The organism is Mycobacterium sp., assembly GCF_052145595.1.
Lineage (GTDB): Bacteria > Actinomycetota > Actinomycetes > Mycobacteriales > Mycobacteriaceae > Mycobacterium.
Window position 1 is genome coordinate 14,498 of the sequence record NZ_JBKQOI010000386.1, and the last position, 15,390, is coordinate 29,887.

13 protein-coding genes are annotated in these 15,390 nt (G+C 67.0%); 11 read left to right on the top strand and 2 right to left on the bottom strand.

Features of this window, described 5'->3' with window-relative positions; genetic code table 11:
- Window positions 1–28 precede the first annotated feature (28 nt).
- Together ACLP4W_RS30985 and mnmA are read left to right on the top strand one after the other, a co-directional pair.
- Entirely contained in the window at window positions 29–1,210 is a 1,182-nt protein-coding gene (locus tag ACLP4W_RS30985; RefSeq protein ID WP_442391534.1) for a cysteine desulfurase family protein, read from the top strand.
- Window positions 1,207–2,283 (top strand): tRNA 2-thiouridine(34) synthase MnmA, encoded by a 1,077-nt coding sequence (gene mnmA / locus ACLP4W_RS30990; protein ID WP_442391536.1) that lies wholly within the window; start codon window positions 1,207–1,209, stop codon window positions 2,281–2,283. Before ACLP4W_RS30985 ends, mnmA begins: the two co-directional genes overlap by 4 nt.
- Here the strand turns inward: mnmA and ACLP4W_RS30995 are convergent.
- The gene (locus ACLP4W_RS30995) at window positions 2,280–2,915 is read right to left on the bottom strand and encodes a sensor domain-containing protein (RefSeq protein ID WP_442391538.1); all 636 of its coding nucleotides are present in this window, start codon (window positions 2,913–2,915) and stop codon (window positions 2,280–2,282) included. The genes mnmA and ACLP4W_RS30995 overlap by 4 nt on opposite strands.
- 107 nt (window positions 2,916–3,022) lie before the next feature.
- Between ACLP4W_RS30995 and ACLP4W_RS31000 the strand changes: the two genes are divergently transcribed.
- The 5 genes from ACLP4W_RS31000 to ACLP4W_RS31020 all read left to right on the top strand — a co-directional run bounded on the left by ACLP4W_RS31000 (window position 3,023) and on the right by ACLP4W_RS31020 (window position 10,300).
- Window positions 3,023–4,048, top strand: a complete 1,026-nt coding sequence (locus tag ACLP4W_RS31000; protein WP_442391539.1) for a methionine synthase — start codon at window positions 3,023–3,025, stop codon at window positions 4,046–4,048.
- Between the two features lie 37 nt (window positions 4,049–4,085).
- Entirely contained in the window at window positions 4,086–6,167 is a 2,082-nt protein-coding gene (gene ligA, locus ACLP4W_RS31005) for an NAD-dependent DNA ligase LigA (protein ID WP_442391541.1), read from the top strand.
- 40 nt (window positions 6,168–6,207) lie between these two features.
- Window positions 6,208–6,816, top strand: a complete 609-nt coding sequence (locus tag ACLP4W_RS31010; RefSeq protein WP_442391543.1) for a TetR/AcrR family transcriptional regulator — start codon at window positions 6,208–6,210, stop codon at window positions 6,814–6,816.
- 165 nt (window positions 6,817–6,981) lie between these two features.
- Entirely contained in the window at window positions 6,982–7,386 is a 405-nt protein-coding gene (locus tag ACLP4W_RS31015; RefSeq protein ID WP_442391612.1) for an MmpS family transport accessory protein, read from the top strand.
- A gap of 7 nt (window positions 7,387–7,393) precedes the next feature.
- Window positions 7,394–10,300 (top strand): MMPL/RND family transporter, encoded by a 2,907-nt coding sequence (locus ACLP4W_RS31020; RefSeq protein ID WP_442391545.1) that lies wholly within the window; start codon window positions 7,394–7,396, stop codon window positions 10,298–10,300.
- Here the strand turns inward: ACLP4W_RS31020 and ACLP4W_RS31025 are convergent.
- Window positions 10,297–10,953, bottom strand: coding sequence for an amino acid-binding protein (locus ACLP4W_RS31025; protein WP_442391547.1), 657 nt, complete (start codon window positions 10,951–10,953; stop codon window positions 10,297–10,299). The genes ACLP4W_RS31020 and ACLP4W_RS31025 overlap by 4 nt on opposite strands.
- Before the next feature lie 151 nt (window positions 10,954–11,104).
- Between ACLP4W_RS31025 and gatC the strand changes: the two genes are divergently transcribed.
- From gatC to ACLP4W_RS31045, 4 genes are all read left to right on the top strand, one after another.
- The gene (gene gatC, locus ACLP4W_RS31030; protein WP_442391549.1) at window positions 11,105–11,404 is read left to right on the top strand and encodes an Asp-tRNA(Asn)/Glu-tRNA(Gln) amidotransferase subunit GatC; all 300 of its coding nucleotides are present in this window, start codon (window positions 11,105–11,107) and stop codon (window positions 11,402–11,404) included.
- Window positions 11,401–12,888, top strand: coding sequence for an Asp-tRNA(Asn)/Glu-tRNA(Gln) amidotransferase subunit GatA (gene gatA / locus ACLP4W_RS31035; protein WP_442391551.1), 1,488 nt, complete (start codon window positions 11,401–11,403; stop codon window positions 12,886–12,888). Before gatC ends, gatA begins: the two co-directional genes overlap by 4 nt.
- A gap of 104 nt (window positions 12,889–12,992) precedes the next feature.
- The gene (locus tag ACLP4W_RS31040; protein ID WP_442391553.1) at window positions 12,993–14,024 is read left to right on the top strand and encodes an ATP-dependent 6-phosphofructokinase; all 1,032 of its coding nucleotides are present in this window, start codon (window positions 12,993–12,995) and stop codon (window positions 14,022–14,024) included.
- Window positions 14,025–14,156: 132 nt separating this feature from the next.
- A complete protein-coding gene (locus tag ACLP4W_RS31045) occupies window positions 14,157–15,338 on the top strand; it encodes a MinD/ParA family ATP-binding protein (protein ID WP_442391555.1) in 1,182 nt (393 codons plus the stop codon).
- Window positions 15,339–15,390: the final 52 nt, after the last annotated feature.

Genomic DNA, 15,390 nt, shown 5'->3' on the forward strand with positions numbered 1-15,390 from the left:
CTCGCGGGCCGGTATCGTGGGGCGCGTCATGTTCTACCTGGATCACGCCGCCACCACCCCGATGCACCCCGCCGCCGTCGAGGCGATGACGGCTGTGCTCGGCACCGTCGGCAACGCCTCATCGCTGCACACCAGCGGCCGGACGGCGCGGCGGCGGATCGAGGAATCCCGCGAGCTGATCGCGGACAAGCTCGGTGCGCGCCCGTCAGAGGTGATCTTCACCGCGGGCGGCACCGAGAGCGACAACGTCGCCATCAAGGGCATCTATTGGGCCCGCCACGACGCCGACCCGCGTCACCGGCGCATCGTCACCAGTGAGGTCGAACACCACGCCGTGCTGGACTCGGTGAACTGGCTCGTGGAACACGAAGGCGCCCAGGTGACCTGGCTGCCCACCGCTGCCGACGGCTCGGTGTCGGTGGCCGCGCTGCGCGAGGCGCTGGAGAGCCACGACGACGTGGCGCTGGTGTCGGTGATGTGGGCCAACAACGAGGTCGGCACCGTCATGCCGGCCGCCGAGCTGGCCGCGGTCGCGGCCGAATTCGGAGTTCCGATGCACAGCGACGCCGTTCAGGCAGTAGGGCAGTTGCCCGTCGACTTCGCCGCCAGCGGGCTGTCGGCGATGAGCGTGGCCGCGCACAAGTTCGGCGGTCCGCCGGCCGTGGGCGCGTTGCTGCTGCGTCGCGACGTCACCTGTGTACCGCTGTCGCACGGTGGCGGGCAGGAACGCGACATTCGCTCCGGCACTCCCGATGTCGCCGGGGCCGTCGGGATGGCGACGGCGGCCCGAATCGCGGTGGACGGGCTCGAGTCCAACAGCGCGCGGGTGCGGGTGCTGCGGGATCGCCTGGTCGAGGGGGTACTGGCCGACATCGAAGACGTCAGCCTCAACGGCGCCCGCGATCCCTTGCGACTTCCCGGCAACGCGCACTTCACGTTCCGCGGCTGCGAAGGCGATGCGCTGTTGATGTTGTTGGACGCCAACGGAATCGAGTGCTCGACCGGATCGGCCTGCACCGCCGGTGTCGCGCAACCGTCGCATGTGCTGATCGCGATGGGCGTCGACCCGGCCAGCGCCCGGGGATCGTTGCGACTCTCCCTGGGGCACACCAGTGTTGACGCCGACGTCGAAGCGGTGTTGCGGGTGCTGCCCGGGGCGGTGGACCGCGCTCGTCGGGCCGCGCTGGCCGCTGCGGGGGCTCCTAGGTGAAAGTCCTCGCCGCGATGAGTGGCGGAGTCGACTCGTCGGTCGCCGCCGCACGCATGGTCGATGCCGGGCACGACGTGGTCGGTGTGCACCTGGCGCTGTCTTCGGCGCCCGGCACGTTGCGCACCGGCTCGCGGGGCTGCTGCTCGAAAGAAGACGCCTCGGACGCGCGCCGCGTCGCCGATGTGCTCGGAATCCCTTTCTATGTCTGGGATTTCGCGGAGAAGTTCAAATCGGACGTGATCGACGATTTCGTGTCGTCGTATGCCCGCGGGGAAACGCCGAACCCATGCGTCCGGTGCAACCAGTGGATCAAGTTCTCGGCATTATCCGCGAAAGCCGTCGCGCTGGGCTTCGACACGGTGGTCACCGGTCACTACGCCAGGCTGTCCGGTGGGCGGCTGCGCCGTGCCGTCGACCGGGACAAGGATCAGTCCTACGTGCTGGCCGTGCTGACCGCCGAGCAGTTGCGCCAAGCGGCGTTTCCGGTCGGGGACACCCCCAAGCCGCAGATTCGTGCCGAGGCTGCCCGTCGCGGCCTGGCCGTCGCCGACAAGCCGGACAGCCACGACATCTGCTTCATCCCGTCCGGAGACACCCGAGCCTTTCTGGGGGAGCGGATCGGCGTGCGCCCCGGCGCCGTCGTCACCGCGGACGGCGCGGTGTTGACCACCCATGAAGGGGTGCACGGTTTCACCATCGGGCAGCGCAAGGGCCTCGGCATTGCCGGGCCAGGACCCGACGGCCGCCCGCGCTACGTGACGGAAATCGATGCCCAAACGGCGACCGTTCGGGTGGGCGAGGCCGCCGACCTCGACGTGCATGCGCTGGTTGGACGGGCGCCGGTGTTCACCGCGGGCGCCGCACCGTCGGGTCCGATCGAGTGCGCGGTTCAGGTGCGGGCACACGGTGAAGCGGTCAGCGCTAGAGCCGAACTGATCGGCGACGAGCTGGTCGTGCGGTTGTGCACCCCACTGCGCGGTGTGGCGCCTGGCCAGACGCTGGCGCTGTACCGCCCGGACCCGGACGGCGACGAGGTGCTCGGCAGCGCCACCATCGCCGACACGCGGCGCTAGCCCGGGACGTTGGAAGCGATGTTCGTCATCACGATGTCGGACACCGACTGCGGAAATCCGCAGAAGGTGACTTCCAGCATGGCTACCGACAGGACGCGGTAGTCGCGGCCGCAGCCCCCGGGCCCCAGGTGCAGCGTGTTGGTGTTCGCATTCCAGTCGCCCACGAACTGCTGACCGGCCGAGCCGCCCGCACAGTCCCCGACGGTGGTCACCAGGGCGCCGAAGGCGCGCCGGGCGGTGTCGACATCGCGATAGGCCGCGGCGCCCTCAGAGATCAAAGCGCCATCGGGCGGGTCCTGGAAGGTGGTCTTGTGGAACTCTTCGATATCCGGTCCGAACGTGGCCGTCTCGGCATAGATGAACCGGCATTCCTGCGGGGTGGTATCGGCGAGGGCGTCGATGTCCACCGGGCGGTTGCCGTCCATGGAGGGGATGATCGTCAGGTGCTCGCCGGCGCCGGTGATCGCGCGCATCCGCGACTGGTCCAGCAGGATCGTGTCCACGTTGACGCCGTGGACACCCCTGGCGGCGGGGCCGAATCCGCGCACGGCCGTGCCGCCCACCACCCGGGTACACGCGGCGGTCAGCAGCACCGCGCCACACCACAGCAGCGGCCGCCTGAATGTCCCCATGTGCCACACCATTTGCACCCTTCTCGGCTCGAACCTACCCGCAGCGGCCCCGCCCAAAAACACCCCTGGCGACCCAAGGGCGATGTGACGTCGAATACGGTTGCGAGGTGAGTGTTTTCGGGCATGCTTTCGCGAAGGCCAGCGGCGTCGGATCGTGGCCCGGCACAGCTCCGCGGGAGGCCGCCGAGATCGTTGTAGGCGAGTTGGCCGGCGCGCTCGCCCACATCGTCGAGCTGCCGGCCAGGGGAGTCGGCGCTGACATGCTTGGGCGGGCGGGCGCGCTGCTCATCGACGTGGCCATCGACACGGTGCCGCGCGGCTACCGCATTGCCGCGCGTCCCGGCGCGGTGACGCGCCGGGCGGTCAGCCTCCTCGACGAGGACATGGACGCGCTGGAAGAGGCCTGGGAGACGGCCGGGCTGCGCGGTGCCGGGCGCGCGGTCAAGGTGCAGGCTCCTGGACCGATTTCCTTGGCGGCCGGGCTCGAGCTGGCCAACGGCCACCGGGCGATCACCGACTCCGGTGCCGTGCGCGACCTGGCGGCGTCGCTGGCCGAAGGCGTTGCCGCGCACCGCGCGGCGCTGGCCCGACGACTCGAGACCCCGGTGGTGGTGCAGTTCGACGAGCCGTGGCTGCCGACCGCGTTGGGCGGACGGCTGACCGGGGTGAGCGCGCTGAGCCCGGTCGCCGCGCTCGACGAGACGGTGGCACAGGCGCTGCTCGACGTTTGTGCCGACGCCGCGGGCGCCGACGTGCTGCTGCACAGCTGCGCCTCGGATCCACCGTGGAACCTGTTGCAGCGCAGCACTATTCATGCGCTATCGGTGGATACCGGCAAGCTGCGGGCGGCCGACCTGGATGGCATCGCCGCATTCGTCGAGTCGGGTCGCACCGTCGTGCTGGGCGCAGTCCCGGCGACAACTCCGGAAAAGCCGCCGTCCGCCGAAGAAGTGGCCGCTGCGATCGTCGGGGTCACCGACCGACTCGGATTCGCCCGCTCGGCCTTGCGCGACCGCGTCGGCGTCACCCCGGCATGTGGTCTGGCGGCAGCGACACCGCAATGGGCCCGCACCGCGACCGGGCTCGCCCGCAAGGCCGCCGAAGCGTTCGCGGAGGATCCGGACGCGATCTAGAGCCGGTGGTGTCGGCGCCCTTCGATAGCCTGCGAGGGTGAGTTCGCCAGACGCTGACCCCGTCCCAGCCGACATTCGGCGGCAATGGCGTGAACTGGCCGACGAGGTGCGCGAACACCAGTTCCGTTACTACGTGCGCGACGCGCCGATCATTTCCGACGCGGAGTTCGACCAGCTGCTGCGGCGGCTGGAAGCCCTCGAGGAGAAGTATCCGGAACTGCGCACGCCCGATTCGCCGACTCAACTCGTCGGCGGTGCCGGCTTCGCCACCGATTTCACCGAGGCCGAGCACCTGGAGCGGATGCTCAGCCTCGACAACGTGTTCAGCGCCGAGGAATTCGATCTCTGGGCGACTCGCATCCGCGGCGAGGTCGGAAACGACGTTCCTTATCTGTGTGAGCTCAAGATCGACGGTGTCGCGTTGGCTCTGGTCTATCGCGATGGTCGGCTGGTCCGGGCCGCGACCCGCGGCGACGGCCGCACCGGCGAGGACGTTACGCTCAACGCCCGCACCATCGACGATGTCCCCGAACGGCTGACGGCAAGCCAGCGCTATCCAGTACCCGATGTTCTCGAGGTCCGCGGCGAGGTGTTCTTCCGACTCGCCGACTTCGAGGCGCTCAATGCCGCGCTCGTCGAAGATGGCAAGACGCCCTTCGCCAACCCGCGCAACAGCGCCGCGGGATCACTTCGGCAGAAGGATCCGGCGGTCACCGCACGCCGCAAACTCCGGATGATCTGCCACGGGGTGGGATACACCGAAGGATTTCGACCCGCGACCCTGCACGACGCCTATCTGGCGCTGGGCGCCTGGGGCCTGCCAATCTCCGAACACACCACTCGGGTTGAAGACGTGGCCGGCGCGCATGAGCGCATCAGCTACTGGGGTGAGCACCGCCACGACGTGGATCACGAGATCGACGGTGTCGTAGTCAAAGTCGATGATGTGGCGCTGCAGCGCAGGCTGGGGTCCACCTCGCGGGCCCCGCGGTGGGCGATCGCTTACAAATACCCGCCGCAGGAGGTGCAAACCGAGCTCCTTGACATCCGCGTCAACGTCGGCAGGACCGGGCGCGTCACACCGTTCGCGTTCATGACACCGGTGAAGGTCGCCGGTTCGACGGTGGGCCTGGCCACGCTGCACAACGCCGCTGAGGTCAAGCGCAAGGGAGTGCTGATCGGCGACACCGTGGTCATCCGCAAGGCGGGCGACGTGATTCCCGAAGTGCTGGGCCCAATCGTCGACCTGCGCGACGGCTCCGAACGCGAATTCGTGATGCCCACACACTGTCCCGAGTGCGGCACTGAGCTGGCTCCGGCCAAGGAAGGCGACGCCGACATCCGCTGTCCCAATGCGCGGTCGTGCCCGGCGCAGTTGCGGGAGCGGGTGTTTCACGTCGCCGGTCGCGGCGCATTCGACATCGAGGCGCTGGGCTATGAGGCCGCCATCGCGCTGCTGCAGGCCGGGGTGATCGGCGACGAGGGAGACCTGTTCTCCCTCACCGAGGACGACCTGTTGCGCACCGAGCTGTTCACCACCAAGAGCGGGGCGCTGTCGGCCAACGGCAAGCGGCTGCTGGCCAACCTGGACAAAGCCAAGGCCGCACCGCTATGGCGGGTGCTGGTGGCGCTGTCGATCCGGCATGTCGGACCGACGGCCGCCCGCGCCCTGGCCACCGAATTCGGCAGCCTGGACGCGATCACCTCGGCATCCACCGAGGAGCTGGCCGCGGTGGAGGGCGTGGGCCCGACGATTGCCGCCGCGCTGACCGAATGGTTCACCGTGGACTGGCACCGGGCGATCGTCGACAAATGGCAAGCCGCCGGGCTGCGGATGGCCGACGAACGCGACGCCAGTGTGCCGCGCACGCTGGAAGGGCTGACCATCGTCGTCACCGGTTCGCTCACCGGTTTTTCCCGCGACAACGCCAAGGAGGCGATTGTGGCGCGCGGCGGCAAGGCCGCGGGTTCGGTGTCGAAGAAGACCGACTATGTCGTCGCCGGCGATTCGCCGGGCTCCAAATACGACAAAGCGGTGGAGCTGGGGGTGCCGATCCTCGACGAGGACGGCTTCCGGAAGCTGTTGGCCGACGGGCCCCCGGACACCGCAGCGGACTGACGTTCGGTGCGGTACTGGGCCTCAGTGCCGTAGCAGTTCTATGGTGGGCGCTATGACCCAGACGGCCGACAGGTGCGCGCAGGCATCACCGTGGTCGCCTCGCGAGGCCGAGTTGCTGGCAGTGACCCTGCGGCTACTGCAAGAACACGGCTATGACCAGTTGACGGTGGACGCGGTGGCCAGTGCGGCCCGCGCCAGCAAGGCCACGGTGTATCGGCGTTGGCCCTCGAAAGCCGAATTGGTGTTGGCCGCCTTCATCGAAGGTGTCCGTCAGGTTGCGGTCCCGCCGAATACGGGCACATTGCGCGGCGATCTGCTGCAGCTGGGGGAGACGATCTGCCAGGAGGGCCACCTGCACGCGAGCACCATCCGCGCGGTGCTTGTCGAGGTGTCGCGCCATCCTGCGCTCAACGACGCTATGCAGCACCAATTCATCGATCAGCGCAAAGCCTTGATCCGGCACGTATTGCAACAAGCCGTCGAGCGGGGGGAGATCGCCGATGCCGCCATTACCGACGAGCTCTGGGACCTGTTGCCCGGGTACCTCATCTTCCGGTCGATCATGCCCAGCCGGCCGCCGACCCGTCACACGGTGCAGGTTCTCGTCGACGACTTCATCATCCCCGGCCTCACCCGGTCCAGCGGGTAAAAGTGTACGTTCGCGTCTCTTGTGCAGTACGGTTCAGTACCGTACTGTCAAAGCCGGCGATCATGGACGAAGCTGTCTCAGCCCGCGGGTGATCGTATCGCCCGAGCATCGAAAGGCCAACGGGTGAAGCGGTTTTCGCTTGCGTCCCTCGTCAAACGGGGCTGGATGGTGTTAGTCGCGGTGCTCGTGATCGGGATCGCGGGATTTGCCATCTATCGCCTGCACGGAATCTTCGGCTCGCACTACAAGACGTCGGCCAATAGCGGCCTCTCCAACGAGATCGTCCCGTTCAACCCCAAACAAGTGGTTCTCGAGGTCTTTGGCGCACCGGGCGCGGTGGCAACCATCAACTACCTGGACGTCAACGCCCAGCCGCAGCAAGTCAAAAACGCCCCGCTGCCCTGGTCGTTCACGATCACCACAACGGAGCCCGCGGTCGTCGGTAACGTCGTCGCGCAAGGCAACGGCGACATGCTCGGCTGCCGCATCACCGTCAACGGTGAGGTCAAAGACGAACGCACCGTCAACAAGGTCGACGCCTACACCTTCTGCCTGGACAAATCCGGATGAACCCCAAATGAGCCAAGACCAACCCAAGCGGTCTGTCGTACCGCACACCATCCGCCGGCTTTCGTTGCCGATCCTGCTGCTCTGGGTGGCGCTGGCCGCCATCACGAACATTGCGGTGCCGCAGCTGGAAGAGGTTGGGAAAACACACAATGTCGCACTGAACTCGCCCGACGCTCCGGCGCTCAAGGCGATCAAGCGCATCGGTCAGGCGTTTCATGAGTTTGACACCGACAGCTCGGCGATGGTGGTGCTGGAAGGTGACAAGCCGCTCGGCGGCGACGCACACCGCTTCTACGACACGATGGTCCGCAAGCTCGAGCAGGACAAGAAGCACGTCGAGCACGTTCAGGACTTCTGGGGCGACACCCTGACCGCGGCGGGATCGCAGAGCACCGACGGCAAGGCCGCCTATGTTCAGGTGTTCCTCGCAGGTAATCAAGGCTCTGCGCCGGCCAACGAGTCCGTCCGCGCCGTCCGCGAGATCGTTGAGCACACGCAACCGCCTCCCGGCGTCAAGGCCTATGTCACCGGCGCGGCGCCGCTCATCTCCGATCAGTTCGACGTCGGCAGCAAGGGGACCGCAAAGGTCACCGCGATAACCATCGGGGTGGTCGCGCTGATGTTGTTTTTCGTTTACCGCTCGGTGCTCACCACACTGCTCGTGCTGGCGACAGTCCTTATCGAAATGTCCGCCGCCAGGGGGATCGTCGCCTTTCTCGGGAATGCGGGGGTCATCGGGTTATCGACGTACGCTACGAATCTGCTCACGCTGCTGGTGATCGCCGCTGGAACGGACTACGCGATATTCTTCGTCGGCCGCTACCAAGAAGCGCGTGGGGCGGGCGAGGACAAGGAAACCGCCTTCTACACCATGTATCGCGGAACGGCCCACATAGTCTTGGGTTCTGGGCTGACCGTCGCCGGCGCGGTGGCCTGTCTGAGCTTTACCCGGCTGCCGTATTTCCAAAGCCTGGGAATTCCTGCCGCCATAGGTATCCTCGTTGCGCTTTTCGCCTCGCTTACCCTGGGTCCGGCGATCCTCACCCTGGGCGCCTTGGTGGGCGTCTTCGATCCCAAGCGCGCGATGAGAACCCGCGGGTGGCGGCGGATCGGCACGGCGATAGTCCGCTGGCCCGGCCCCGTCCTCGCAGCGGCATGCGCCTTGGCCCTCGTGGGCCTGCTCGCATTGCCCGGATACAAGACGAGTTACGACTCCCGCCCGTACATGCCGACCAGCGCGCCGGCCAACGTCGGTTACGCCGCCGCCGAGCGGCATTTTTCGCGCGCCCGGCTGGAGCCCGAATTGCTCATGGTCAAGACGGATCATGACATGCGTAACCCGGCCGACATGCTCGTCCTGGACCGGGTGGCCAAGGCGGTGTTTCACGTACCCGGCGTCGCCCAGGTGCAGACCATCACCAGGCCATTGGGAACGCCGCTCGTCCACAGCTCGCTCGCGTTTGTGGTCAGCAATTCCAGCGCCGCCCAGCAGGAAAACTTGCAATACCAACGGGATCGCGCGAACGACTTGCAAAGGCAGGCCGGTGAGCTGGCGAAGACGATCAACATCTTGAAGCGGCAGTACACGCTGCAGCAGCAGCTCGCCGCGGACACCCACAGCGAGGCCCAAAGCTTTCACGACACCATCGCGACGATCAAAGACGTCCGCGACAAGATCGCGAATTTCGACGACTTCTTCAGGCCGATTCGCAGCTATTTCTATTGGGAACCGCACTGCTACGACATCCCGGTCTGCTTCGCGCTGCGGTCGACCTTCGACACGCTCGACAGCATCGACCAGCTGACTGAGAAGTTCGAAGACCTCACGGCCACCCTGGACAAACTCGACGCGCTGCAGCCGAAACTGGTGGCGCTGATACCACCACAGATCGACAGCCAGGAGATCAATCGCCAATTGACGTTGGCGAGCTACGCCACCCAGTCCGGCATTTACTCCCAGACGGCGGCCGCGATCGACAACGCGACGGCGCTGGGGCGAGCCTTTGACGCCGCCAAGAACGACGACACCTTCTACCTGCCGCCCGAGGTCTTCGACAACCCCGATTTCAAGCGCGGGCTGAAACTGTTCCTCTCGCCCGACGGCAAGGCCGCCCGCATGATCGTCACCCATGAGGGCGATCCCGCTACCCCCCAAGGCATCTCACACATCGATCCGATCGCCAGGGCCGCGCACGAGGCCTTGAAGGGCACGCCGATGGCCGACTCCCAGATCTATATTGGCGGCACCGCGGCGACGTACAAGGACATCCAAGACGGCGCCAAGTACGACCTGATGATCGTGGGACTCGCCGCACTTAGCCTCATCCTGCTGATCATGATGATCATCACGCGAAGCCTGATCGCCGCGCTCGTCATTGTCGGCACGGTAGCTCTCTCGCTGGGGGCCTCCTTTGGGCTGTCCGTGCTGGTTTGGCAGTACATGTTCGGCATTCAGCTGTACTGGGTTGTGCTGGCGTTGGCCGTGATCCTGCTGCTGGCGGTCGGATCCGATTACAACCTGCTGTTGATTTCCCGGTTCAGGGAAGAAATCCATGCCGGGCTCAAGACCGGCATTATTCGCGCGATGGCGGGCTCCGGCTCGGTGGTCACCTCCGCCGGCCTCGTCTTCGCCATCACGATGTGCGCGTTCGTGTTCAGCGGATTTCAAGTGCTCGGTCAGATAGGGACCACCATCGGGCTCGGACTGTTGTTCGACACGCTGATCGTGCGTTCCTTCATGACGCCTTCCGTCGCAACGCTTCTCGGACGCTGGTTCTGGTGGCCCCAGCGGGTGCGCCCGCGTCCGGCCAGCACAATGCTGCGGCCCTACGGGCCGCGCCCGGCGGTTCGCCAACTATTGCTGTGGGAGGACGGTGACCCAGTAGACCCAGCGGTGGCTTCGGGATCGCACTAGCGCAGCATGGTGGCCACGATTCCGGCCAGATAGCCCAGGCGCGCCACCTCCGACGGCCGGAACTCCGGGCCGGGACGCCCCAGCACCACGGCCGTGTGCGAGTCGCCCAGGGGTGCCGCGACCATCGTGATGTCCATATCGCGCCAGGCCTGCGGCACCCAGTCGGCGGTACCGTCGAGCGCCGCCGCTTGCTCGATCGGCAGCCACGGCGCCGAAACCGCTCGAGTCTCCGGTGCGCCCGGACTGGCGGCAAGGCGCTGCAGCTCCGAATCGGAGCTGCGCAACACGGTGCACCAGCTCACCCGCAAAACCCTGGGCGCCTCGTCGACCAGAACCTGCAGCCTGGACTCCCGGTCGCCGGCAGCGGCCACATGGTCTAGAAGTTCCAGCTCGCGATGCGCTTCCAGCAGGCCGGTATGCGGACGGACGCTGTCCACCCGAACGCCCGAGAGCGACTCGGCCGCCGTGATCAAGGTGTCGGGCATCGCCCCCGGGGGCAGTTCGATCACCAGGTCGTCGATCGCATGACCCCTGCTGCGCTCCACCACATCGAGCGACAGGATGTCGGCGCCCACTGAACCGAGCGCGACAGCCAGCGAGCCCAGGCTGCCCGGGCGGTCGACCAGCTCAATGCGCAACAGATACGACGCCACGCGCCCACTGTCGCACAGCCCTGGGCACACGGCATTTCAGGCGAATGTGGCCTTGACAACGCAGGCCGGACGCCGAGCGTGCAGCCAGCTTCACAGTGGCCGACAAGCGTGCAGCCAGCTTCACGTTCGGGGCTAGGTAGGCTTTTCGCTCGTGTCCCAGATCTCCCGCGACGAGGTAGCGCACCTGGCCCGGCTGGCCCGGCTGGCGTTGACCGATGCCGAGCTAGACAGCTTCGCCGGACAGCTCGACGCCATCCTGACCCACGTCAGCCAGGTCCAGGCGGTCGATGTCACCGGCGTTGAAGCCACCGACAACCCGCTCAAGGATGTGAACGTCACGCGCCCCGACGAGATGACTCCCTGCCTCACGCAGCAAGAGGCGCTGGCCGAGGCGCCTGAAGCCGTCGATGGCCGCTTCGCGGTGCCCCAGATCCTGGGGGACAGCGAGTGAGCGAGATTGTCCGATCCGACGCCGCGACGCTGGCCACTCAGATCGCCGCCAAGGAGCTCTCGTCGACCGAGATCACGCGGGCCTGCCTGGACCAGATCGAGGCAACCGACGACCGGTACCGAGCCTTCCTGCACGTGGCCGCCGACGAGGCACTGGCGGCAGCGGCCGCCGTCGACAACGCGGTGGCCGCGGGCGAGCGGTTGCCGTCGCCGCTGGCCGGGGTCCCGCTGGCGCTCAAAGACGTCTTCACGACCGTCGACATGCCCACCACCTGTGGGTCAAAGATCCTCGAGGGCTGGCATTCCCCCTATGACGCCACCGTCACCGTGCGGTTGCGCGCCGCCGGCATCCCGATCCTGGGCAAAACCAACATGGACGAGTTCGCAATGGGATCGTCGACGGAGAACTCTGCCTACGGCCCCACCCGCAACCCCTGGAACCTCGACCGGGTGCCCGGTGGTTCCGGTGGCGGCAGCGCGGCGGCGCTGGCCGCGTTCCAGGCGCCGCTGGCCATCGGATCGGACACCGGGGGCTCCATCCGTCAGCCGGCCGCGCTGACGGCGACCGTCGGGGTCAAGCCCACCTACGGCACGGTGTCCCGCTACGGGCTGGTGGCCTGCGCATCGTCGCTGGATCAGGGTGGGCCGTGTGCGCGCACCGTGCTGGATACCGCACTGCTGCACCGGGTTATCGCCGGGCACGACACCCGCGACTCCACGTCCTTGGACGCCGAGGTGCCCGACGTCGTCGGCGCCGCCAAAGCCGGCGCGGCCGGTGATTTGCGCGGCCTGCGCATCGGGGTGGTGCGGCAGTTGCGCGGCGAGGGCTACCAGTCGGGAGTGCTGGCGTCGTTTCAGGCTGCCGTCGAGCAGTTGACCGCGTTGGGCGCCGAGGTCAGCGAGGTCGATTGCCCGCACTTCGATTACGCGCTGGCCGCCTACTACCTGATCCTGCCGTCGGAGGTGTCGAGCAACCTGGCGCGCTTCGACGCGATGCGCTACGGCCTGCGGGTCGGTGACGACGGCACCCGCAGCGCCGAGGAAGTGATGGCGCTGACCCGGGCCGCCGGATTCGGGCCGGAGGTCAAGCGGCGCATCATGATCGGCGCCTACGCGCTCTCGGCCGGTTACTACGACGCCTACTACAACCAGGCGCAGAAGGTGCGCACGCTGATCGCCCGCGACCTCGACGAGGCCTACAAATCCGTCGACGTGCTGGTGTCGCCCGCGACCCCAACCACCGCATTCCCGCTGGGCGAGAAGGTCGACGATCCGCTGGCCATGTACCTGTTCGACCTGTGCACGCTGCCGCTGAACCTGGCCGGCCATTGCGGCATGTCGGTGCCGTCGGGGCTGTCCCCCGACGACGGCCTGCCGGTCGGGCTCCAGATCATGGCGCCCGCATTGGCCGACGACCGCCTTTACCGGGTGGGCGCCGCCTACGAGGCCGCCCGCGGGCCGCTGCCACCGGCGCCGACGCTGTAACGTCTCGGCGACGAGCAGACGCAGAATCGCCCTGAAACGTCGCGTTTGAGGCGATTCTGCGTCTGCTCGCGCGGACCGACATAGCCACAGGGCAAGATGAGGGCATGCGGATCGGAGTTCTCACGGGAGGCGGTGACTGTCCTGGTCTCAACGCCGTCATCCGGGCGGTGGTGCGCACCTGCGACGCCCGTTACGGCTCGTCGGTGGTCGGGTTCCAGGACGGGTGGCGCGGCTTGCTGGAGAACCGGCGTATGCAGCTGCAAAACGACGACCGCAACGACCGGCTGCTGGCCAAGGGCGGGACGATGCTGGGCACCGCCCGGGTGCATCCGGACAAGCTGCAGGCCGGGTTGGACCAGATCAAGCAGACACTGGACGACAACGGCATCGACGTGCTCATCCCCATCGGCGGTGAAGGCACCCTGACGGCCGCGCACTGGCTGTCGGAGGAGAACGTTCCCGTCGTCGGTGTGCCGAAGACCATCGACAACGACATCGATTGCACCGACGTGACTTTCGGCCACGACACCGCATTGACGGTAGCCACCGAGGCGATCGACCGGTTGCACAGCACCGCCGAATCCCACCAGCGGGTGATGCTGGTGGAGGTGATGGGCAGGCACGCCGGATGGATCGCCCTGAACGCCGGGCTGGCGTCCGGCGCGCACATGACGCTGATCCCCGAACAGCCCTTCGATGTCGAGGAGGTCTGCCGACTGGTCAAGCGGCGCTTCCAACGCGGAGATTCGCACTTCATCTGCGTGGTTGCCGAAGGTGCGAAACCGATCGCGGGCTCAATAACGTTGCGAGAGGGTGGAATTGACGAGTTCGGCCACGAGCGTTTCACCGGGGTGGCGGCGCAGCTGGGCGCCGAGGTGGAGAAGCGGATCAACAAGGAAGTCCGGGTGACCGTGCTGGGCCACGTCCAGCGGGGCGGGACTCCGACGGCCTACGACCGGGTGCTGGCCACCCGGTTCGGCGTCAACGCGGCAGATGCCGCGCACGCGGGCGAGTACGGCCAGATGGTGTCGTTGCGTGGGCAGGACATCGGCCGGGTATCGCTGGCTGAAGCGACGCGTCATCTCAAGCTGGTGCCGGAGAGCCGCTACGACGACGCCGCGGCATTCTTCGGTTAAGCCGACAGGTTTGCAAACAACCGTTGGCAACGACTTGACGACTGCCTGAACTTGCCGTCACTGACCGGCTCGGACCAGGTCGGCGCCATGGTCGTGGTTTTCCGCCGGTTCGAACCGGTTATACCGTGAGGTATGAGCAACCGCGGTTCAGTTCGCGGAGCCGTTCAGCAGCCCCCGCGACAAGACCCCGCAGCGGCAGGGCCACCGGGACAGCCGGGCGATCAGGGGCCGTCGCCCGATTGGCGCGGCAACGCCGGCCCGCTGCCGGCCACCGCGCCGCAGCCGTACCGCCAGGACGCGTCGGCGCACCAGCCGCCCAGACCGGCTCCGCCGCCGCCGCGGTACCACCGCGAGCGGCTGCCCGGTGGGACGGCACTCGACGGCCTCGTCGAGGAGGACGACGACGGCTCCGCCAGGTTTAGCTGGCGAGATCTGATCCATCGCGTTACCGGAATCGATCTCGGTCCGGGCAAAGACTCGAAATACGAAAAGGTCCTGCGGGATCGCATTCGCACGGTCGTGGGCGGCGCATTTCCCATCGCTGTCCTCAACCTGAAAGGCGGTGTCGGCAAGACCGCGGTCGTTGAGGCACTCGGCTCGACCTTCGCCGACGTGCGCCACGACCGGACGATCGCCGTCGACATCGATGCCGGGGACTTGGGGGAGCGACACGGTCGACGCAACCCGCTGAGCATGGCCGACCTCCTCCGCGACTATGCGGTCACGCAGTATTCGGATGTGCGAGCGCACACCTACATGAACAGCTTCGGGCTGGAAGTGCTCGGTCTGCCGGACTATGCGCACACCGACTGGCGGCTGGAGCGGCACCATGTCGTCAAAATGTTTTCGATTCTGAGGAACCACTATTCGGTGGTATTGGTGGACTGCGCCAAGGCACTCAATTCGGCGGTGATGGAGGCTGTTCTGCCGGAGTCACGGGCCCTTGTCGTGGTGACAAGCACCTCGATCAACGCGATCCGGAAGACCAGGACAACGCTAGATTGGTTGTGCAACAACGGATATCGCCGATTGATGAAGTTGACGGTGCTTGCGGTAAACCACGTCGAAGCGGCCAAGTTGGATAGTGTCGCCGCCAAGGAACTCGAGCAATTGTCCGCTCACGTCGCCGCCACGGTGGTGCTGCCGTTCGATCGGCATGTGCATGAGGGTAGACACATCGAGCTGGATCGGTTGAGCAAGGAAAGCAGGCGCAGCTACCTGGAGATGGCGGCCGCGCTGGCTGACATGTTCCCGGGCAGGCTTGTACAGCGCGACGTCCGGCCGGAAGCCTCGCGGTCGCCGCGCGGGTCCTGATCAGCGACCCGCAGCGGCCGGCTTCGCCGCCCTCGCGATCACCACGGTGCTG